The 21,059-nt window shown below is 70.2% G+C and carries 17 protein-coding genes; 11 read left to right on the forward strand and 6 right to left on the reverse strand.

Going from position 1 to position 21,059, the window contains the following annotated elements; genetic code table 11:
• Position 1: 1 nt before the first annotated feature.
• Positions 2 to 1,810 (reverse strand): glycosyl hydrolase family 18 protein, encoded by a 1,809-nt coding sequence (locus tag D7Y04_RS32575; RefSeq protein ID WP_121761811.1) that lies wholly within the window; start codon positions 1,808 to 1,810, stop codon positions 2 to 4.
• Positions 1,811 to 1,988: 178 nt separating this feature from the next.
• Here D7Y04_RS32575 and D7Y04_RS32580 point away from each other — a divergent pair, with 178 nt between their 5' ends.
• The 4 genes from D7Y04_RS32580 to D7Y04_RS44160 all read left to right on the forward strand — a co-directional run bounded on the left by D7Y04_RS32580 (position 1,989) and on the right by D7Y04_RS44160 (position 6,891).
• Complete coding sequence (locus D7Y04_RS32580) at positions 1,989 to 3,248, forward strand: GAF domain-containing sensor histidine kinase (RefSeq protein ID WP_121761812.1); 1,260 nt, start codon at positions 1,989 to 1,991, stop codon at positions 3,246 to 3,248.
• Between the two features lie 46 nt (positions 3,249 to 3,294).
• On the forward strand, positions 3,295 to 4,131 hold the full coding sequence (locus D7Y04_RS32585) for a HEAT repeat domain-containing protein (protein ID WP_121761813.1): 837 nt from the start codon (positions 3,295 to 3,297) through the stop codon (positions 4,129 to 4,131).
• On the forward strand, positions 4,128 to 4,934 hold the full coding sequence (locus D7Y04_RS32590; protein WP_121761814.1) for a HEAT repeat domain-containing protein: 807 nt from the start codon (positions 4,128 to 4,130) through the stop codon (positions 4,932 to 4,934). The genes D7Y04_RS32585 and D7Y04_RS32590 overlap by 4 nt, the downstream gene beginning before the upstream one ends.
• Positions 4,935 to 5,034: 100 nt before the next feature.
• Positions 5,035 to 6,891, forward strand: coding sequence for a hypothetical protein (locus D7Y04_RS44160; RefSeq protein ID WP_147477239.1), 1,857 nt, complete (start codon positions 5,035 to 5,037; stop codon positions 6,889 to 6,891).
• Positions 6,892 to 6,898: 7 nt separating this feature from the next.
• Here the strand turns inward: D7Y04_RS44160 and D7Y04_RS32610 are convergent, their stop codons facing one another.
• Positions 6,899 to 7,927: a serine hydrolase gene (locus D7Y04_RS32610; RefSeq protein ID WP_120599222.1), complete on the reverse strand. Its 1,029-nt coding sequence runs from the start codon at positions 7,925 to 7,927 to the stop codon at positions 6,899 to 6,901.
• Between the two features lie 215 nt (positions 7,928 to 8,142).
• Here D7Y04_RS32610 and D7Y04_RS32615 point away from each other — a divergent pair, with 215 nt between their 5' ends.
• The 3 genes from D7Y04_RS32615 to D7Y04_RS32625 all read left to right on the forward strand — a co-directional run bounded on the left by D7Y04_RS32615 (position 8,143) and on the right by D7Y04_RS32625 (position 10,873).
• A complete protein-coding gene (locus D7Y04_RS32615) occupies positions 8,143 to 9,021 on the forward strand; it encodes an ATP-grasp domain-containing protein (RefSeq protein WP_120599221.1) in 879 nt (292 codons plus the stop codon).
• Positions 9,022 to 9,079: 58 nt separating this feature from the next.
• Positions 9,080 to 10,402: a hypothetical protein gene (locus D7Y04_RS32620; RefSeq protein WP_199749769.1), complete on the forward strand. Its 1,323-nt coding sequence runs from the start codon at positions 9,080 to 9,082 to the stop codon at positions 10,400 to 10,402.
• Between the two features lie 66 nt (positions 10,403 to 10,468).
• The gene (locus D7Y04_RS32625) at positions 10,469 to 10,873 is read left to right on the forward strand and encodes a hypothetical protein (RefSeq protein WP_120599220.1); all 405 of its coding nucleotides are present in this window, start codon (positions 10,469 to 10,471) and stop codon (positions 10,871 to 10,873) included.
• A 4-nt stretch (positions 10,874 to 10,877) separates the two neighbouring features.
• Here D7Y04_RS32625 and D7Y04_RS32630 read toward each other — a convergent pair whose 3' ends face one another.
• Both D7Y04_RS32630 and D7Y04_RS32635 read right to left on the reverse strand, forming a co-directional pair.
• Positions 10,878 to 12,104 (reverse strand): hypothetical protein, encoded by a 1,227-nt coding sequence (locus tag D7Y04_RS32630; RefSeq protein ID WP_121761817.1) that lies wholly within the window; start codon positions 12,102 to 12,104, stop codon positions 10,878 to 10,880.
• 45 nt (positions 12,105 to 12,149) lie between these two features.
• Positions 12,150 to 12,992, reverse strand: coding sequence for a helix-turn-helix transcriptional regulator (locus tag D7Y04_RS32635; RefSeq protein ID WP_233601670.1), 843 nt, complete (start codon positions 12,990 to 12,992; stop codon positions 12,150 to 12,152).
• A gap of 165 nt (positions 12,993 to 13,157) precedes the next feature.
• Between D7Y04_RS32635 and D7Y04_RS32640 the strand changes: the two genes are divergently transcribed.
• Positions 13,158 to 14,330: a zinc-dependent alcohol dehydrogenase gene (locus D7Y04_RS32640; protein WP_121761818.1), complete on the forward strand. Its 1,173-nt coding sequence runs from the start codon at positions 13,158 to 13,160 to the stop codon at positions 14,328 to 14,330.
• A 4-nt stretch (positions 14,331 to 14,334) separates the two neighbouring features.
• On the opposite strand, the gene D7Y04_RS32645 is transcribed toward D7Y04_RS32640, so the two are convergent.
• Positions 14,335 to 15,201, reverse strand: a complete 867-nt coding sequence (locus D7Y04_RS32645; protein ID WP_120599217.1) for a hypothetical protein — start codon at positions 15,199 to 15,201, stop codon at positions 14,335 to 14,337.
• A 26-nt stretch (positions 15,202 to 15,227) separates the two neighbouring features.
• Positions 15,228 to 16,181, reverse strand: coding sequence for a GNAT family N-acetyltransferase (locus tag D7Y04_RS32650; protein ID WP_121761819.1), 954 nt, complete (start codon positions 16,179 to 16,181; stop codon positions 15,228 to 15,230).
• Between the two features lie 248 nt (positions 16,182 to 16,429).
• Here D7Y04_RS32650 and D7Y04_RS32655 point away from each other — a divergent pair, with 248 nt between their 5' ends.
• From D7Y04_RS32655 to D7Y04_RS32665, 3 genes are read left to right on the forward strand one after another with little or no spacing between them, the layout of a single operon-like run.
• Positions 16,430 to 17,551 carry a polysaccharide export protein gene (locus D7Y04_RS32655; RefSeq protein ID WP_120599215.1) on the forward strand — a complete coding sequence of 374 codons (1,122 nt, stop codon included), beginning with the start codon at positions 16,430 to 16,432 and terminating at the stop codon, positions 17,549 to 17,551.
• Positions 17,548 to 19,752, forward strand: a complete 2,205-nt coding sequence (locus tag D7Y04_RS46625; RefSeq protein ID WP_121761820.1) for a polysaccharide biosynthesis tyrosine autokinase — start codon at positions 17,548 to 17,550, stop codon at positions 19,750 to 19,752. The genes D7Y04_RS32655 and D7Y04_RS46625 overlap by 4 nt, the downstream gene beginning before the upstream one ends.
• 31 nt (positions 19,753 to 19,783) lie before the next feature.
• Positions 19,784 to 21,058 (forward strand): O-antigen ligase, encoded by a 1,275-nt coding sequence (locus D7Y04_RS32665; RefSeq protein ID WP_233601684.1) that lies wholly within the window; start codon positions 19,784 to 19,786, stop codon positions 21,056 to 21,058.
• Position 21,059: the final 1 nt, after the last annotated feature.

Here is a 21,059-nt window from a genome sequence, read left to right on the forward strand (position 1 = left end):
CCTATTGATAGGTGTCCAGGTAGGCGCGGTGGCTGTTGGAGAACTCGAAGTTGGTGAACTTGTCCCAGTTGATGGACCAGGTCATCAGCCCCTTGAAGCCCGGGTAGCCGCCGGCCTGGCGCAGCACGTAGGTGCCTCCGAAGGACTGGCCCTTCATCAGGTAGTCCAGCGCCTTCTGCACGTTGGCGGGCGTGGTGTAGCCACCGCCCGCGGCCTGCGGCGAGGACGGCAGGCCGATGACGACCTGCTCCGGCCGGAGCGCGGGGAAGACGGCGCTCGCGTTGCCGCCCACGGGGAAGCCCTGGAGCAGCATCTCCGCCATGGCCACGTGGAAGTCCGGCGTGCTCTGCGCGTAGGCGCGGCCGTCCAATCCCATCACGGTGCCGGTGTTGTAGTGCTGCACGTGCAGGTACGTCAGCCGGTCGCGCAGCGCGTAAATGACGGGGAGGTAGGCTCCCCACGGGCCGCCGTAGGCCGCGTAACCGCCCTGCACGTAGGCGGTCTCCGGCGCCATGGTGAGCAGGAAGCCCGCCCCGTTGTCATTGAGCAGTTGGCGCGTGCCCGCGATGAGATTCTGGATGCGCGGCGTGGTGGGGTTGCGGAAGTCGGTGTCCCCGCCATTGAGGGACAGCGACGCGCCCTCCAGGTCCAGGTCCAGGCCGTCAAAGCCATACGTATTGACCAGCCCCTGCATGCTGGAGACGAAGGCCTGCCGCGCCGCCGCGTTGTCCAGGTGGATGGTGCCGTTGGCGCCGCCCAGGGAGATGAGGACCTTGCGGCCCTGCGCCTTGAGCGTGGCGATGTCCGCTTTGAACTCGGCCACGGTGGCGTTGTACGGGGTGAAGCCCATGGTGCCCGACGGCGCGCCCGTCACCGGCTCCGCGAAGGCCACCTGGATGACGTTGTACTTGGAGGACACGTCGCGCAGCCGGATGTTGGTGGAGCCGTTGTCGAAGTTGTGCCAGTAGCCGACCAGCACCTTGCTGCCCGAAGGCGCCGTGTTGCTCGTCGTCACGGCGACGCTGTTGCTCGCGGCGGAGCGGTTGCCGGCCGCGTCGCGCGCCTTCGCGGTGAACGTGTACGTGGTGTTGGCGGCGAGCCCCGTCACGGTGGCGTTCAGCGTGGTGCTGGTGGCCGCCGCGCTGGTGCCGCCGTTGACGAAGATTTCGTAGCCGGTGACGCCCACGTTGTCGCTGGACGCGTTGAACGCCAGGGACACGCTGGAGGCCGTCACGCCGGTGGAGCGCAGCGAGCCGGGCGCGGTGGGGGCCTGCGTGTCCGGCGCGGGGCGCGTGGGCGTGGTGGTGCTGAACGCGGCGCTCGCCGCGGAACGGTTGCCCGCCGCGTCGCGCGCCTTCACGGTGAACGTATAGGTGGTGTTCGCGGCGAGCCCGGTGACGGTGGCGTTCGTCGTGGTGGAGGTGGCGGAGGCGGAGGTGCCGTTGTTGACGAAGACCTCGTAGCCGGTGACGCCCACGTTGTCGGTGGAGGCGCTCCAGGTCAGCGACACGCTGTCATACGTCTTGGAGGGTGAGCCGACTCCAGAGGGCGCGGTGGGGGCCTGCGTGTCCGCGGGGGGATTGCCGGTGCGCTCCAGCCACAGGGCGAGCACGTTGGGCGGTTCCCAGCCCACCAGGGACGTGTGGGACTGCCGGCAGTCGTAGCCCTTCCCTCCATAGGACGCGATGTCGCCCACGGCATACGCGACGCCTGGAGCCCAGGCGCCCCGGTCCGCGGCCAGGGCCAGGGTGGGCAGAAGCAGCAGGAGCACGGCGAGGGCCGCGCGGGACGACGAACGAGGGGGATGCATTGGGGGAAAAGCCTCCCGGAAAAGGGTCCGGGAGACAGGGAGGGCGGGCCCCGGGAAAGCGGGTCAAATCCTGAAAGATTTTCCTGAACGCTCCTGGAAGGTTGCTCAGCGAACGGAGGGGCTCGCCCCTTGGATCAGGGTGCCCGGCCTCCAGCCCCAGCACCTAGAATCCGTTTCCATGAAGTTTCTAGGTGAGTTGGACGAGGCCTCTCTCGCGCGGACCCAGCGGTGCAACCGTCGCCTCGGGGATCCGAACCGTCTGCAGGCCATCCGGGACACCGGTCTGATGGACACGCCCCGGGAGGAGGCCTTTGACCGTCTCGCCCGCCTGGCGGCGCAGCTGCTCAACGTCCCGCTGACCATCATGTCGCTGGTGGACTCGAACCGGCAGTTCTTCAAGGCGGACTTCGGCCTGCCCTCGCCCTTCCGGGAAACACGGACGCTGCCCATCGACGCGTCGCTGTGCCGCTACACGCTCGAGGGAGAGCCCATCATCTCCTCGAACGCGCCCGCGGATCCGTTCCTGAAGTTCCATCCGTCCACCGGGCCCTGGGGCATCGTCGCCCTCATCGTGCTGCCGTTGATCAACCCGGACGGGCAAGTGTTGGGGACCTTCTGCTGCATCCAGCCCTCGGTGCGCGAGTGGACCGAGCAGGACCACCTGGTGATGAAGGAGCTGACGGCCTCCATCATGACGGAGATCAACCTCCGTGATCAGATCCGCAAGCTGAAGGCCGAGCAGCGGATGCGGGACACGTTCGTCGCGGCGCTCACGCACGACCTGCGCACGCCCCTGACGGCGTCGAAGCTGAGCGTGCAGCTGATGGGCAGGCGTCATGCGGACCTGCCGGGCGTCCAGACCTCCGTGGGCCGCGTGACGGCGAGCCTGGACCGCGCGGAGCGGATGATCCAGAACCTCCTGGACGCCAGCCGCATCCAGGCCGGCAAGCTCGTGGCGCTGGAGGTGCGGGAGTGCGACCTCCACGCGGTCGCGGCCCAGACGCTGGATGAGATCTCTGCGCTCTACCCGGGGCGCTTCGAGCTGAAGGCGGAAGGTGAGTTCACGATGCGGGCGGATCCGCTCGGGCTGCGCCGCATCGTGGAGAACCTGGCTTCCAACGCGGCGAAGTACGGAGCGCCGGGCACCCCGATTGAGATCCGGCTCGACCGGAATGAAACCCAGGTGAAGCTCCAGGTGCGCAACCAGGGCACGCCCATCGCCGCGGAGGACCTGCAAACCATCTTCGAGCCGTTCCACCGCACGCGGTCCGCCACGGAGAGCGCGGAGAAGGGCTGGGGCCTGGGGCTGCCCCTGGTGCGAGGCCTGGCCGAAGCGCACGGCGGCAAGGCCACGGTGACGAGCGGCGCCGAGGAGGGGACCTGCTTCACCATCACCCTTCCGCTGGACGCGAGCGCACGGCAGCGGCGCTCCGCGTAGGGGATGGGGAGCCCGAGGGGGGTGTTCCTGGGGCTATCCTTTCCCCATGGCCATTCCCGCTCATTACGACGCCCTCTCCGCGCTGGAGCTGGTGGCCATCGCGCTCCTCGATGTGAAGGGGGATTGGACCTGGGCCGCGCTGGATGCGCTGCGAAAGCGCGACCGGGAGGAACTGTTCGCCGCCGCCGAGCAGTTGCTGCGCTCCCCTTCTTCGAGGGAACGCGCACGGGGCGCGGTGCTGTTCGCCCAGGCGGCGGGGCACGACGCGAAGGAGCACCGTGAGCGCAGGGCACGATGCGCGGAGGCCCTCCTCGCCGCGCTACCCACGGAGCAGGCCCCACCCGTCCTCAAGGCAATAGGCTACACCCTGGGCTACCTTGAGGACGCCCGGGCCTTGCCCGCGCTGCGCGCATTGAAGGACCACCCGGATGCCCGGGTCCGGGAGGGAGTCGCCCGGGGTCTGATGCCGCATCACAACGACTCCGTGGCCCTCCAGACCTTGATGGAGCTCTCCCGGGACGGAGACACATCCGTGCGCGAGGAAGTGCTGTCCGGACTGGCCCTCAAGGACGAGGACGAGGTGGACACCCCGGCGCTGCGGGACGCGTTCCTCGACCGGGTGTCGGATGAGGACAGCGGCATCCGGGCGGACGCGCTGGTCGGGCTGGCCAAGAGGAAGGACCCTCGCGTCCTGGTGCACCTCCGTCATGAACTGGAGAGGCCACCCGTCGAGATCGCGGCCATCGAGGCCGCGAGGTACCTGGAGGACGCGTCGCTCTTGCCGCTGCTCCTCGCGGTCCGAGAGGCGGCCCGCCCGATGGACGACGCCTTCGAGGGCGCCATCGACTTCGCCATCGAATACCTGGGAGGGCGCGCGTCATGAAAGACCGTTCTGTTCCGGAGTTGATTGCCCTCGCGTTGCAGGGTGACGAGGAGGACGAAACGGCCTGGGAGGCCATCCGCGAGTTGCACGACCGGGGCGGCGAGGAAGTGTTCGAGGCCGCCGTCAGGTTGCTGCACTCCGCTTCTTCACGCGAGCGTGGACGCGGCACGGACATCCTCGCGCAACTGGGCTGGCGGGAACGCAGCGACGCACTCATGGCAAAGTGCGCGGATGAGGTCCTGTCCGCGCTGGCCACGGAGCAGGATGCCTCCGTCCTGGGCTCGATGGCCACGGCCCTGGGGCACCTCCGGGATGCCCGAGCGGTTCCCGCCCTCGTGCCCCTGAAGAACCACCCGGACGAGGATGTCCGGATGGGCGTGGTCATGGGGATGATGCCCCACCGGGATCCGGTCGCCATCCAGACCTTGATTGAGCTCTCCCGCGACAGCGATGAGGACGTCCGCAACTGGGCGACCTTCAGCCTGGGCAGCCAGGCGGAAGACGTGGACACACCCGAGCTTCGGGATGCGTTGTTCGACCGGCTCACGGAGACCGACCTGGAGCTTCGCGGTGAGGCCCTGGTCGGGCTGGCGCTGCGCAAGGACCCGCGGGTCCTGGAGCCGCTCCGCCGCGAGTTGGAGGGAAGCTTTGTCATCGTCCTGGCTGTCGAAGCCGCGGAGAAGTTGGAGGATCTCTCCCTCCTGCCGCTGCTCCATCGTCTTCGGGACCCGCCTGGCGAGGCCGACAGCTACTTCCGCAGCGTCCTCGCTGCCGCCATCGCCCACCTGGAATCACTCGCCTGAGCAATGGCTGTACCGGACCGGTGATCGCCGGGCGACAAGAAGAGTGCGCGCACCCCACGTGTGCCTTGCGGCGAGGCGGTGGGTGCACTAGCCATCGAGTATGGCCCAGCGTCGCCCGACCCGACCGTCCGCCTCCTCTGATTCGTCCAAGTCCCGCAGCGCCCCTGCCAAGGCCGCCACGAAGCCCGGGGGCCGTCCCACCGGGGGCAAGGCCCCTTCCCCGGCGAAGAAGGCCGCGGTCGCGAAGCCGGTGGTGCAGGCCCTGAAGACCGCGGCCTCGAAGCTGAAGCAGGTCGCGAAGGCGGTGAAGGGCGCGGCGGTCAAGGCACCGGCCTCCAAGGCAAAACCTGTCGCGAAGCCCACCGCGAAGGCGGCTCAGGCTCCGAAGGCTTCCGCCCCGAAGGCCGCACAGGCTCCGAAGGCTTCGGTGGTGAAGTCGGGTGCTCAGGCCTCGAAGACGCCTGCCGCGAAGTCCGCGGCTCAGGCGCCGAAGACCTCCGCCGCGAAGACGGGCGGTGCGAAGGCGCAGAAGACGCCAGCCGCAAAGTCCGCACAGGCTCCGAAGGCGCCCCCAGCGAAGGCCGCCGCGCAGGCGCCTGCCGCGAAGCCGGGCGCACAACCGTCGAAGACGCCTGTTGCAAAGCCCGCCGCGCAGGCTTCAAAGACAGCCGCCACGAAGCCCACCGCGGCCAAGGAGAGCCACAAGGCTCCGGCGTCGAAGGCCGCCCAGACACCCACAGCGGAGTCTGCTTCAACCGGAAAGGGCCCGAAGGCGTCCGCAGCAAAGGCCGCCGGACGCGCCGCGCAGAAGCCGGGCTCGACCGAGGAAGGCGCCAAGGCCAATGCATCGAAGTCCTCCGAGGCGGCTGTGGAGTCGGCTCCGACCAAGAAGGGCCCGAAGGCTTCCGCGTCGAAGGGAGCCCAGGAGCCTGCATCGACCGACGAGAGCCCCAAGGCCGATGCACCGAAGTCTTCCGAGGTAGCCGCGGAGCCGACTCCGACCAAGAAGGGCTCGAAAGCCGCCGCGTCGAAGGCTGCATCGACCGAGGAGCCCCTGAAGACCGATGCACAGACGTCCTCCGAAGTTGTCGCGGAGCCCGTATCGGCCGAGGAGCGCCCGAAGGATTCAGCGCCGACGCCCTCCGAACAGCCTGCTCAAGCCCCCGAGCCGACCCCCGCGGATGCGGAGACAGCCGAACTGAAGACAGGCGCCAGCGAGGCTCCTTCGAAGCGCGCGGGGAAGGCGCCCAAGGGCTCTTCCACGAAGAAGACGCCGGCCGAAGGAACTCCTGCCGCCGCACCGCAGGAGGCCCCCGAGCCTTCCCCGTCGGAGCCCCCCGTGGAGTCCGCCACGCCCGCGCCACAGGCGGAGACGGGCGCCACCGACACCGTTCCCGCGACCACCGTGGAAGGAACGCCTCCCGCGACGGAGACAGCGACCGCCGAGGAAGCCCCCTCTCGCAAGGGCTCGGGCCGCACCGCGAAGCGGAAGGACTCCGAAGCCGAAACCGTTCCCGCCGAAGCGACTGAAGAGACCTCCGTCCCTGCCGCCCCCAGCGAAGAGCCTGCATCGAAGTCGAAGCGCGGCGCCAAGGGCGCGGCTCGCCCCGCTGAAGAGCCCACCCCGGCCCCCTCCGCCCCGGCGAAGCCCGCGCGCACCGCGGACCCCCAGTACCTCATCCTGACCGGCGGCTCGCCCTTCCTGCGCGCCATCGGCTCCGTGCGCCGCCCGGACGGTGAAACCCTGCCGGGCTTCGCCAACCTGGCCGTGACCAAGATGTCCGCGGCCCCGCTGCCCACCGAACCGGGCTCGTACGAGTTCCGCTTCCAGGCCAGCAACGGCACCGGCGACTTCAAGCTCGCGCAGCGCAGCGAGACCGGCGCCCCACGCAACGTGCGCGACTTCGAGATGGCGTCCTCGGGCGGCTTCCAGCTCTACCGCTTCACCATTCCCTGAAGCCCCCTCACGGCGGCAGGAACCGCGACATCAACGCGAGCCCCGGCGCCTCCAGGGGCACGCGCCCCCGCAGCGCGGAGAACAGCGACCAGCCGTGGTCCGCGAGGATGACCACGGCCGCGTCCGCCGCGATGCTGAGCCCCATGAAGCCCACGTAGCCCCCCATCACCGACGAGCGCCACACCACGTCCTTCCCTCGCACCTGGGACACATTCCATCCCAGGCCGCGCTGGAAGGACCCGGCCTTCACCCGAGGTGCCTGCATCCGGTACAGGGCCTTCGTGAAGGACGTCTCTCCCCGCCCCAGGTTCGTCTCCAGGAAGCGCATCACGTCTCCCACCGTGGAGTGCATCGCGCCGCCGCCCGGGAGCGCCGCGAAGGTCCAGGGCGGCACGGGCTTGCCTCGCGCGGTGTGGCCCTGCAACAGGCGCGGGGCCAGCTCCTCCGTGACGCGCGCCGTGGTGTCCACGAGCCCCATGGGCTTGCAGAGCACATCCCGCATCAGGTGCCCGTAGTTCAGCGCCATGCGCCGGGAGAGCGCGTGGCCGAGCACGCCCATGCCCAGGAAGGACTCGGACGACGGGTGCGGCGGCGGCTGCCGGGGGTGGTAGTTGCGCAGGAACTCGCCGAACAGGCTCGCGGAGTAGTGTCCGAACGGGTCGTCCGGATTCGCGGGCGCCGCGCCCAGGTTCGGCGGCAGGTGCGGCAGCCCGGAGGTGTGCGTCGCCAGCTGCTCCAGCGTGATGCGCTGCGCGACCTCGTCGTTCAAGAGCGACGCGGGAATCATGTTCCCGAGGGGCTCGTCGAGCCGCACGTCCCCTCGCTCCGCCATCACCGACAGGAGCGCCGCCGTGAAGACCTCCGTGAGCGCCCCCAGGGAGAAGAGGGCATCCGTGGCCGGCGGCGGCCCCTTGCCTCGGAGCCCCTCGACGTGCAGCGCGCCCCGCCACGTCATCGCCGCACACACGGAGGCCGTCGGGTAGCCGCGCAGGTAGGACCGCAGCTCCGCGTGGAGGAGGTCGGAAGGGTTCGACATGGAGTGGCGCTTTACGGGCCCGCCGCCCGGTGAGGCAAGCCTTCCGGATGCGGTTCTGTCAGGCATCACCGTGCAAGGGCGTCCGCCCCCTGGAAGGCCCCTTTCGTCCCGACATGCCGCCCGCGTTCGCGCCCTCCAGCGCCCGCCGTGGCCGTGTCAGGCCCCGCGTGTGCTCGCGTCCACGTGGGCCCTTCCCCTGACGAAAGGCCACCTGGATGCCCGCTTCCCCCGCCGTGAAGGCAGTCCTGTTCGGTCGAAACCCGCACCAGCCGGATCCGTTCGACGTGGAGGCCGACGCGGCCGAAGCGCTGGGCGTGGACACGTATCAGGCGGACCTCTCCGCCCTGCTGTCGGGCGACGCGGCGAGGGCGCTCACCGGCGTGCCGGAGCGCGGCCACCTCCGGCTGCTGTACCGGGGATGGATGCTCACGGAGGAGGAATACGGAGAACTCGACGAGGCCGTGCAAGCCCTGGGACACCGGCTGGTGACGACGCCTGCGCAGTACGCCGCCGCGCACTACCTGCCCAATTGGTACCCGCGGCTGGCCGGCTACACCGCGCGCTCGGTCTGGACGGAGGAACCGGACGCGGCGGAGGCGTGGCGGTTGGCGCGGAAGCTGGGGCCTCCGCCGTACATCCTCAAGGACCACGTGAAGTCCGCGAAGGAGCGCTGGGCGGAGGCGTGCTTCGTGCCAGCGGACGCCACGCGCGAGGACTTCGAGCGCATCTGCCAGAACCTGCTCGACGAGCGCGGCGACCGCTTCGAGCGCGGCTTCGTGGTGCGCCGCTACCTGCCGCTCAAGGTCTACGGCCGGACGCCTGCGGGCCCCGCGCACCTGGAGTTCCGGCTGTTCTTCGGCGGCGGCCGGTTGATTGCCGCAGAGCCGTACCACGAGTTCGACGTGGAGGTGCCCGACTTCACCGCCTTCGAGTCGCTGGGCCGCCGCATCCCCTCTCCGTTCTTCGCGCTGGACGTGGCGATGCTGGAGGACGGCGGCTGGGCGGTGGTGGAGGTGAATGACGGCGGCGTCTCCGGACTGCCGCCCGGGTTGGATCCGCGCGACCTCTTCGCCGCGCTGCTCGACCTGCGTTAGCCCTCTCGGTGGGGAGGCAGGCTTCCTCCACGAGGAGCCGGTGCTACCGTGCGCGGCCATGAAGGACTCCGTCCGTGCACACCGGGGGCTGCGCCACCGCATCGCCGCCCTCCTCCTCGTGGGACTCACCGCGTGCGGCGGCTGCCAGAAGACGGACGCCGAGCGCGCCGCGAAGGAACGCGCGGAGATTGAGCAACGACTCCGTGACTCCGTCGCGCTCGTGCCCTACCGCGCGCTCAAGCTCTCCGTGCGCGCGGGCGACGACCCCAAGGCCCCGGAGGAGGTGGCCCTGCTCTGGAAGGCCCTGGCTGAAACGCGCGCGTTGCCGGACAAGCCTCTCACCGACGAAGCGACGCGCGCGGCGGCCCGCACGTACCTGGACCTGGGCATCGCCTTCTACAAGGCGCGCAAGACGCTCCAGACGCGCGACGAAGACGAGTTCCCCCTGCTGTGGAACCGGTGGGCCTCCGGCGAGTCCCTGCCCCTGCCGTCCTACGACGCGGGCCAGGAGCACGCCTTCCTCGCCGCGGTCCTGCTGGCACTGGACGCCGCGGAGAAGTCCGACCGCATCCCCGCCACGGAACTCGTCTTCTACGAACTGTCGCGCGCCAACCCCACCCCCACCTGGCCCGCGCCCCTGCGCGCCGCGGCGCAGGCGAGCCGGGGCGTCTCTTTCTGCCAGGCGGGATACCACTACGCCGCCGAGGAGGAGTTGACCGGCTTCCTCACCGAGGCGGAACGCCTTCCACCCGAAGCCTTCCCCGCCATCCAGCAGGGCTCGCCCGCGCAGTCGCGGGAGGCGGTGCTCGCGGCCGGGCACTTCCTGCGCGCCTGGAACCGTATGGGCCTGAAGCGCGAGCGCGCCGCCGAGGACGACATCGAGCAGGGGCTGCGCTCGCTCCAGACGCTGGGCGTGGAGAACGAGCTGACGTGGTGGGGCTGGGCCTTCATCCACACGCGGCGCGGACGCTACGAAGAGGCGGCGGCGTCCCTGGACAAGCTCGCGGCCAGCCCCTACCTGGAGGAGACAGAGCGGCGCGAGGTGCACGACAACGCGGAGGCCCTGCGCAAGCACGGGGACAGCCTGCCGCTGTTCCAGCAGACCCGCGCGACGCTGCTCCTGGGCCGGACGCTGCTCGCGCGCGCAGGAGGCCTGGAGCACGTGCTCACCGTGCTGCTGGGCCCGGCGCGGGCGAAGCAGCTCTACGCCCCGCTCGTCTGGATGGACCGGGTGCGCCAGCGCACGGCGGCGCTCTCCCCGGAGCAGGTGGCCCAGGGCGCGGGAGAGACGCTCGACCGCGCGCGTGAAGCGGGCAACCGCGGCTGGAAGGCCCTCCAGGAGCGCCTGGACAAGACCACCACCCAGGACACCCCGCCGTGATGCTGGGGTGAATCGCAGGACTCTTCCGGTATATTGCGTTTTCCAACTTAAACCCGGAGGAGTCTGATGATGCGTTTCCTGTTCGTTGCGATGGCGGTGCTGGGCCTGCAGACGGTGGCGTGTGGCGGCTCGATGGAGGCGGAGGACGCGCTCCAGCCCCAGGAAGGCTCCGAGGTCACGGCCATGGCCGTCTGCACGGCGTCGTGTCCTGGCGGGACGTCGGTGTCCTGCTCGGGCAACCACTGCGAGGCCGTGGAGGGCCAGGCGGTGATGTGCGACGGTCAGTGGAAGAACTGTCCCTCGCCGACGACCGTGTCCTTCTTCTGCGAGTCGACGAACTCGGCCGTGAGCTGCACGGGCTTCAACGCCTACACGCTGCAGCCCCTGAACTCCAAGGTGTGCGGCGGCGTGTCGTGCAACGGCGTGGACACGTACTGCCCGGCCTTCACCGACGCGCGCGAGTGCTTCTGAGTCGTCACGGAGCCGCCGCTTCGCTCAGCGCCTTCACGGGGTAGTGCCCCGGGGAGGCGCGGAAGCGGCGCTCCAACCTGCCGGGCTCGAGCACGCCGCGCTCGAACAGGCCCAACAGGAAGGCCTCGTACGTCCCCGCGCGTGAAGGGCCCGCGCGCTTCAGCTCCTCGTAGAGCACGAAGGCCAGGACGTGCAGGCCGTCGTCGTGGTCGCGGAAGAACTCCGAGCCCGTGAGCGGCCGGCCCTCCCGGTTGCGCAGCAGGCCCTCCCGTTCGCTGACGTAGACGTCGATGGCCTCCGCGCAGTCCTCCTCCGTCAGGCCGCGCGCCGTGGTGTAGCCGAACGCGGGGTCATGCTCGCGCACCAGCCGCTGGAAGTAGGGGTCCGCCTCCAGCGCGGACAACTTCGCGTCGAGTTCGCCCTCGCGCGTGAACGGCGGATGCAGCAACTCATGCACCGCCGTCTTCACGGTGACGTCCGCCGGATAGGTCGCGTCCGTGAGGAAGTTCCACCCTGTCACCCGGATGCCGTGCGGCTTCGCGAACTTCAGGACGTGCGCGCTCAACGCCGCAACTTGGAGCTCCCGCCCCAGCACCGCTTCGTCCCAGCCCACCACGTCGTGCGGCGCCACCTTCGCCGCCAGCCCCGCGATGGCCTGTTCCACCTGCGGCAGGTACTCCGCCCGCCAGATGCGGGGGAACTCCACGCGCTCCAGGAACGCCAGCAGGACGCCCAGGTCCCCGCGCACGGCCTCCATCTCCGCGAAGCCGTCCTCCTTCCCGTACGACGTGGCCAGGAAGTCCGCGCGCATCCGGCTCCACGCGGCATCGTCCGCCACCGTCGCCGCCAGGTCCTCCACCGTGGTGGCCTCCGTCACGGAGAAGACCAGCGTCAGGAACGGCCCCACCATCTTGCCGCCCTGCTTCGTCATCCGCTCGGTGAGGTGCGCGAGCGCGGCCTGCTCCCGCGCCCCCAGCAGCGCGGAGAAGCGCTGGAACTCGGCCGGGTAGAAGCGCGTGTAGAACGCGTCGCCTCGCAGCAGGTTCAACAGGCACAGCGCGTCGTACGACTCCGACGGACGCAGCATCCACTGCGTGCGTCCGGAGTCCACGCGGCGCACGGCCGGCTCTGAAGCCACCGGGATGGGCCGGGAACCCGCGCAGGCGGTCCACATCAGCGCTGAGCACAGGAGCGCCACGGCGCGGCGGAAGGAATGCGATGGCAGGGTCATGGCCGGGAGATAGGACCGACCGCCCCCTGCCGTCTTGGACGAAACCTACCGCGTGGAACCGGATGCACGTCCCGCCAGCCGCCGGTACTCCGCCGGGGTGAGGTGCAGTCGGCGGCGGAACTCGCGCGTCAGGTGGCTCTGGTCGCAGTAGCCCGCGTCGAGCGCGATGTCGCCCAGGGGCCGCTCTGTCTCGCGCAGCGCCCTGCCCGCGCGCTCCAGCCGCGACCGGCGCAGGTACTCCGCCGGGCTGCACCGCCAGGCCTGGCGGAAGGCCCGCCCCAACCGCTGCGGGCTCACCCCCGCCTCCCGCGCCAACGCCGCGAGCGTGGGCGGAGGCCCTCGCACCGCGTCCAGCAACTCCCGGACGCGCCCCAGCCACGCCGGAGGGCCCGAAGTCCGCACCGGCGCCGACGCGCGCACCGCCTCCGCCAGCATCTCCAGCGTCAGCCCTTCGATGGCCAACGCCGCCACGTCATCCGCGCGCCGGAACTCCTGGTACACGCGCGCCCCCAGCGTGGCCAGCCGCACCGATGTCAGGTCCACCCGCGGATCCAACCCCACGACGAGCGCGCTCCGCGACCGCCAGGACGCCTCCGAGAAGTCGATGTTGAAGGTGCGCGTGCGCACGTCCCGGATGCGCTGCGCGTGCTCCAGCCCGGGCGCCTGGAAGGCGACCGAGCGGGCCGTGCACTCCCGCGCGCGGCCCTCCACCACGTCCGTGAAGCCCCCTTCCAGCGTGAGCCGGAAGCCGGCGTGCCGGTGCCCGTGGGACGGCAACCGGACGCCCGGCGCATACGTGCTCTCCGTGAGCACGAGCCCCTCCACCTCCACTCGCTGGAGGGGCGTGCCCAGGTAACGGCCGAAGTCGAGGACGGGTGCGGAGGTCACATCCCCTTTTTGCATCGGCCAGGGGTCCCATTGCATCCCCGGACGTCGATTCACCCCTTCCGAGCGCCAGCCAGCCAGGCGGCAACGGCCCGCGAACGTTGGCCGTGCACGTTCCAAGTCCCCAGCTTTGCTCCAACGCCTTTTGACTCCAAGGAGCCACACCCGATGAAAGCCATCTGCTGGCATGGCCACGGCGACGTCCGTTACGAGTCCGCCCCCGATCCGAAGATTGAGGACCCTCGCGACGCCATCATCCGCGTCACCCGCACGGCCATCTGCGGCTCCGACCTGCACCTGCTGGACGGCTACATGCCGACCATGAAGAGCGGTGACGTCCTGGGCCACGAGTTCATGGGCGAGGTGATGGAGATTGGCTCCGGCGTCACGAAGCTCAAGAAGGGCGACCGGGTCATCGTCCCCTTCAACATCGCGTGCGGCGAGTGCTTCTTCTGCCAGAAGACCCTCTTCTCCCTCTGTGACCGCTCCAACCGCAACGCGGAGATGGCCGCGAAGGTGATGGGCTATTCGCCCTCCGGCCTCTTCGGCTACTCGCACATGCTGGGCGGCTTCTCCGGCGGTCAGGCGGAGTACGTGCGCGTGCCGTACGCGGACGTCGGTCCCCTCAAGATTCCGGACGGCCTCACCGAGGATCAGGTCCTCTTCCTCACCGACATCTTCCCCACCGGCTACATGGCGGCGGAGCACTGCGAGATGGAGAAGGGCGACACCGTGGCCGTGTGGGGCTGCGGTCCCGTGGGCCAGTTCGCCATCCAGAGCGCGTGGATGTTCGGTGCGGGCCGGGTCATCGCCATCGACCACGTGCCGGAGCGCCTGGCGCTCGCGAAGTCCTGGGGCAAGGCGGAGACCATCGACTTCACCAAGCAGGACGTCTACGAGACCCTCAAGGAGATGACCCGCGGCCGCGGCCCGGACCGCTGCATCGACTCCGTGGGCGCCGAGGCCCACGGCACCGGCAGCCTGGACGCCGTCATCGACAAGGCGAAGGCGGCGGTGAAGCTGGCCACGGACCGGCCGCACGCGCTGCGCCAGGCCATCCACTGCTGCCGCAAGGGCGGCAGCCTCTCCGTGCCCGGCGTCTACGTGGGCTTCCTGGACAAGGTCCCCATGGGCGCCTTCGTCAACAAGGGCCTGACCATGAAGTCAGGCCAGACGCACACGCACCGCTACACCCGGCCACTGCTGGAGAAGATCCAATCCGGCGCCATCGACCCCACGCGGCTCATCACCCACCGCGCCCGGCTGGCTGACGCACCCGCCCTCTACAAGAAGTTCCGCGACAAGGAGGACGGCTGCATCAAGGTCGTGATGACGCCGTAGCCCATCAGGCCTGGCCCGTCAGCCGGTAGTACGCATGCGGGCGGCGCCAGCGGATGAAGGCGCGCGCCAGCGGGTTCATGCCCCACTGGATGGGCACCGGATCCACGACGAAGCCCAGCTCGTCCTTGAACTGTTCGAGCTGGGCCGCTTCACGGGCATGCAGTCCGCCCACCAGCGTCCGGGCCCCCAGCCGGCGGCAGAGCTGCGCGAACTCGTAGATGAGACCGGTGGAGATGTTCGTCGGCAGCGCCCACGTCGCGTAGTACGCGCTGAAGCCATACGCGACGCCGTCCACGATGTAGCCGTCCAGGTAGCCGCCCAGCTTGTCGTCCACCATCCCCGCCAGCACGCACCAGTGGTCGGATGTGAAGTACTGCCGCAGGCCCTTGAGGTACTCGTCCAGCGTGGGGATCTTCTTGTGCTGCGTGCGCGTCAGCGCGTCCCGCACCACGGGATAGCCCTGCTCCAGGAGCAGCGACGGCCCCGTGAGCTGGACGATGCGCACCGTGCGCTGGCACTTGCGCAGCTTGCTGCGCCGGTTCGAGTTCAACCGGCTCATGTCATAGGTGTCCAGGTCCTTCAGCCGCACCACGGGCACCTTGCCGGTGGCGACGTTCGCCGTCTCCGGCGTCAGCGCCGCGCGGTAGCCCCAGGCCAGCGGCGTGGGCGGCGTGGCCTCGTCCGGCGTCAGCCGCGCCAGCAGATGCACCGGCTGGAAGAAGCCGGGCGCCCCCGACTGCTCCCAGTAGTGCCCCCGGTGGGAGATGACGCGAACGCCCTCTTCTCGCCGGCGCTCGGCGAGCTCCCGCTCCGTGAGACACGTGAAGCGGGCCTCCGCGACATCGCGGAGCTGGGGAAGTGACAGGACCATGGGAACCTCTCCGGCACACAAAGACGTCAGGAACGGGGCGCGCGGTAGGCGGGGAAGAAGTCCTCGCCCGCGTGCCCCTGGGACAGCTGTGCGTATGCCTCCGGGTCGCAGATGAGGTCGTGCGTGTAGAATTGGGACATCGCGTTGGCGAAGCCGCGCTTGAACCGCTCGATGCCGTCACCCGGCCGGACGCCGCCCCCCAGGTGGACGGAGGCATCCAGCTTCTCCGCCAGCTCCACCATCACCGGGAACTCGTTCTTCGCCGGTGAGTGCACCAGGTACGCGTCCGCCGTGCCGCCAATGAAGTTGTGCAGGAGCCCGTCGCTCAGCACCACCAGCGCGGAGGAGGCCACCGCCCCGTCCGGCGCGCGCGTCGTCACCAGCCACGCAAAGGGACAGGTGAAGACCTCCTCGAACCAGTCCTCGCTGAAGTAGTACCGCTCCCCGGCCTGGTTGCGGTCCATGGTCTGCCGGTAGATGGACTTGAGCGCCTCGCGCTGCTCCTGCGTGGAGTCCTTCACCCGCACCGCCGCGCTGACGTAGCCGCGCCGGGCGTTGCGGCGGATGTCCGCGCCGTGGTCGCTGCGGAACTTCACCGGCAGCTTCGGGTCGATGAGACACACCTCCGTGCGCGGCCGGCCGCCCGCGAAGCAGTACGGCCCGCCAATGCGGTCACGCAGGAAGATGCTGACCAGCTCCGTGCCCCGCCAGTCGATGCCGTCCACCGGCACCTCGGAGAGGCCGTTCAACTCCGCCCCGGGAAACCCATAGGGAGAAACCGCGTCCCGGTAGTGCGTCCCTTCGATGGGCCGCACGATGAGCGGCACCCGCAGGGCCCGCCCCTCCCCATCCTCCACGATGAGGCTGTGCGTCACCCCTTCCGCGCGCAGGTGCTGCTCGGAGCGGAAATAGTCAGACGAAACGGCGCGTTGGCCTCCGTCAGGGACGAGGACGGCTCTCCACGGTGCCACTGGATTCATGGGTTCCCCCCGGACGGAAACGAGCGGGCCCGACAACGCCCGAGACAGCCTGAGGGTATGTGAATGGATCCGGGGTCCGTCACCGCCCCCCGGGGTGCAGCGCGGATGTCCTGATTCCAGCGCTTCGCGCCACTCCAGCCCCCCAGGGCAGGGCATGTGTCACCTCGCCAGCGAGCCGTAGCGTCTTCCAGACATTTGGCATTATTCGGGCTTACGCTTGCACGCTTCCTTCGGAAGATTGCCCGCCCATGAAACACGTCCTGTTATTGGCCGCGGTGTCTTGCCTGAGCGCATGCGCCTGGGGCCCGGGAATGCAGATGGACGAGGATGCCTTCCGGGAGCGCTACGCGGGAAAGGCAGACGCCGGAGCCGATGGCGCCTACGAAATCCTCCCCATCGACGCGTCCCTCATCAGCCACCAGCTGGAGGAGCGCCGGCAGGCGCGCCCCGCGCCCCTGGTGGATCCTCTGGCGCGAGTGGCCACGGACTATGACTACCGGGTGACGCCACACGACGTGCTGAGCGTCATCGTGTGGGACCACCCGGAGCTCACCATCCCCGCCGGCGAGTTCCGCCCCGCGGAGGCCGTCGGCAATCCCGTGGCGGCGGACGGGACCATGTTCTACCCCCACGTGGGCAACCTCCCCGTGGCGGGCAAGACGCTGCGGGAAATCAGGGAGCTGCTCACGCAGCGGCTGGCGAACGTCATCGAGAAGCCCCAGCTGGACGTGCGCGTGGTGGGCTTCCGCGGCCAGAAGGTCCAGGTGACGGGCGAGGTGGTGGCCCCCGGCACCCTGCCCGTCACCGACGTGCCCCTGCGCGTGCAGGACGCCATCGCCCAGGCGAAGGGCTTCTCCACGGAGGCGGACCTGCGCGCCGTCACCCTCAGCCGGGGCGGCACCACCTTCACGCTCGACCTGCAGGCCCTCTACGAACAGGGGGACGTGAGCCAGAACTGGCTGCTCCAGGACGGCGACATCGTCAACGTGGCGGACCGCAGCCGCAACAAGGTCTTCGTGCTGGGCGAGGTCCGAAAACCGTCCTCGCGCTTGATGGTGAAGGGACGGATGACGCTGGCGGAAGCCATCGGCGACACCGAGGGCTTCGACCCGCTCACCTCCAACCCGGGCCGCGTGTATGTCATCCGCGGCAGCTTCGAGCGGCCCTACATCTTCAAGCTGGACGCGAAGTCGCCGGACGCGCTGCTGCTGGCGACACAGTTCCAATTACAACCTCGCGACGTCATCTTCGTCTCCGCGCACGACTTGACGCGCTGGAATCGCATCATCCAGCAAATCCAGCCAACAGTTCAGCTGCTCTGGCAGGCAGTGGATATCGGAGACAGAACCATCATCATCGACAACCCATGACGAGCACCCCCGAACGCGTGACGCCGCCCCGCCCAGGCCCCGGCACGCAGGATGATGAATTGGGATTGGGCAGATATCTGGCCATCCTGGGGGAGCGCCGCGGCACCATCGCGGCGTCCGTCGCCCTGGCCCTGGCCCTGGGCGTGCTGTACCTGCTCACCACGACGCCGGTGTACCGGGCCAATGCCATCCTGCGAATCGAGCAGAAGAGCAGCAGCCTGGGCCAGTTGGACGAGCTGATTCCAGACGTGCCCAGCCAGGCGGCCCCTGAGATGGAGGTCCTGGGCTCCAGGGCCTTGCTGGGGCGCGTGGCGGACGCGCTGCACCTGGGCGTGAGCGTGGAGCCTCGCTACTTCCCGGTGCTGGGCGCGGCCCATGCCCGGGCGCACCCGGGCCCGGACCTGGCGGCGGTGCCGTGGTGGGGCGGGGCCTCGTACGCCTGGGGCGGGGAGACGCTCCAGGTGGAGCGGCTGAACGTGCCCACGGAGTGGGAGGACGTGCCGCTCACGCTCGTGGCGAAGGCGGACGGCGCGTACGCCCTGTGGGGCCCCGAAGGGCGCGTCGTGCTCAACGGCACCGTGGGCACCGGCGCCCAGACGGAAGCGCGCGCGCCGCACGAGGTGGAGCTGTTCGTCACCGAGCTGCACGCCCGGCCGGGGACGCGCTTCCAGGTGATGCGCCGCTCGAAGCTCGCGGTGGTGGAGGAGCTGCAGCGCACGCTGCGCATGGGGGAGAAGGGCGCCGGCACGGGCGTGCTCAACCTGACCCTGGACGGGCCCGACCCCGTGCTGGCCACCGCCACGCTCCAGGCCATCGCGGACACGTACGTGCGCTCCAACGTGGAGCGCCGCAGCGACGACGCGGGCCGCACGCTGTCGTTCCTGGACAGCCAGCTGCCCGGCCTGCGCCAGGGCCTGGAGCAGGCGGAGGCCGCGCTGCGCGACTACCGCGCCGGCAAGGGCGGCGTGGACCTGGGGCTGGAGGTGCAGGCCGTCCTCAACCGGAGCGCGGACCTGGACAAGGACATCTCCACGCTCGCCATGGAGCGCTCGGAGCTGCGCCAGCGCTTCACCGAGCACCACCCGCTGCTCCTGGCCACGGAGCGCAAGCTGGCGCGCCTGCGCACGGAGCGCACCGCGCTGGACACCCGGCTCAAGGGCATCCCGGACGCGGAGCGGGTGTCCGCCCAGCTCACTCGCGACGTGAAGGTGGCCAACGAGCTGTACCTCCAGCTGAACAACAAGGCCCAGGAGTACCGGGTGCTCAAGTCGAGCACCATCACCAACGCGCGCATCATCGACGTGCCCGTGGTGACGCGCCTGCCCGTGCGCCCCGCGAAGCCGGACGTGTTCGCGGTCAGCATCGTGCTGGGGCTCGCGTTCGGCGTCGCGCTGGCCTTCGCGCGCAAGTCGCTGCACCCGGGCGTCACCGACCCCGCGGCCCTGGAGTCCGCGCTCGCGGTGCCCGTCCTCGCCAGCGTCCCCACCGGCCCCCGCCGCGCGACGTCCCCCCGCGGCCCCTCCATCATCCTGGCGCGCAGCATCCCCCGGGACGTCACCGTGGAATGCGTGCGCGGCCTGAGGACGCGGCTCCAGCGGGCCATGAAGGAGGCGGGCAGCCACGTCGTCGCCGTCACCGGGACGAGCCCTGGCGCGGGGACGTCCTTCGTCGCCCTCAACCTGGCATGGGTGCTGGCGGAGACGGGCCAGCGCGTGCTGCTGGTGGACGCGAACCTGCGCGGCGGCTGGCTGCACCGGTGCTTCCGCGAGGCGCACCTCCCCGGGCTCCATGAAGTGCTGCGGGGCACCGCGACGCTGGAGCAGGCCCTGCTCCAGGACGCCGCGCCCGGCCTGTCGTTCCTGGGCGCGGGCGCGCTTCCTCCGGACCCGGCGGAGCTGTTGGCCGGCGCGTCGTTCGACACGTTCGTGGCGCGCGTGGCGGCCGACTATGACGTCGTCCTCTTCGACACGCCCTGCATCCTCGCGGTGACGGACGCGGCGCTCGTGGGCCGGCACGCGGGCGTGCGGCTCGCCGTGGTGCGCGCGGCGGCCCAGTCCCTGCGCGAGGTGGCCACCGCGCTGCACCAACTGGAGCAGAGCGGCGTCCCGGCCCAGGGCGTGGTCCTCAACGGAGTGCCGCGCTCCCGGACGGGCCGCGCGGTGAGCGGCGTCTACCAATACGAATACCCGTCCGCGAACTGAAGACCCACCGGGAGACCGCACCGTGAGCTGGATGCGCTGCACAGGACTGGGCTTCATCGCGGCCCTCTACATGCTCGCGGGCCGCTGGGGCATGCACCGGCTGGCCGCCGCGGAGGTGGAGACGAACCTGTTCCTGGAGCTGCGGCTCTGGATCGTCATCTGCGGAGGCGTGTTCGCCGCGGTGGGGCTCCTGCACCGCGCCCGGCGCGAGGCCCGTCCCGGCGAGTCGCGCTTCGACCCGCCGCTCATCGCGGCCATGCTGGCCTTCCTGGGCTACATGGCCGCCAGCGCCACCTGGTCGCCCGACTTCGACTTCTCGTTGACCAAGGTCTACGACGTCATGCTCGTGGCGGTGATGTGCGTGGGCTTCGCGCTGGCCTGCTTGCGTCAGCCCGCGCCCCGGACGCTGGACACGTTCTGGGCCATCGTCGTGGTGGCCACGGGGCTGCTCGCCATCGCCGGCATCAAGCAATTGCTGGCGGGCGGCGGTGGCGCGCGGCTCGCGGTGATGAACGGCGGGCCCAACATCTTCGCGCGGCTCATGGGGCTCTTGACCATGGGCGCGCTCTACTTCTGGTACTGGCGGGGCCAGACGTGGCTGTGGATTCCGGTGGCCGCCAGCGGCGTGATGCTGACGCTGCTCACGGGCTCGCGCGGCGGGTCCGTCGCCATCATCGCGGGCATCACCACCTGCCTCGTGGTGGGGCGCGTGCCGGTGCGCCGGCTGCTGCTCCTGACGCTGCTGGCGACGGTGGCCATCACCGTGGTGGCCATGTTCTCCCCGCTGGGAGAGGCGCTCAGCAACTCCTTCCAGGAGCGCTTCCTGCGCCTCACCCTCAACTACGAGGTGGGCGCGGGCGGCGCGGGCAGCAGCGAAGGCAAGGTGTACCTGTCCGGGCGGGAGGTCCTCTACGAGCGGGCCATCCAGTTGGGAAAGGACTACCCGGTGGCGGGGGCGGGGCTGGCGGCGTTCCCCGCGCTGCGCCTGGGCGTCTACCCGCACAACCTCTTCCTGGAGATCTTCTGCGAGGGCGGCGCCGTGGGGCTGCTCCTGTTCGCGGCCTTCATCGCGACCTTCGTGCGCTCTGCGTTCCTCCGGCGCCAGGGCCTGGACGGCGCCACCGTGGGCGCGGCGGTGCTGGTGCTCCTGGGCAGTCAGTCCAGCGGCGACCTCTACGACAGCCGCGCCCTCTTCCTCTTGATGGTGATGGCCTCCGCGACCGCGGACCCCGCGCGAAAGCCCGCGCAGTCCGGCCATCCCCTGCCCCACCCCCTTCCCCAACCCTCATTCACAGGAGCCGCCTGAC

The organism is Corallococcus sp. AB038B, from assembly GCF_003668955.1.
Taxonomy (GTDB): Bacteria; Myxococcota; Myxococcia; order Myxococcales; family Myxococcaceae; genus Corallococcus; species Corallococcus exiguus.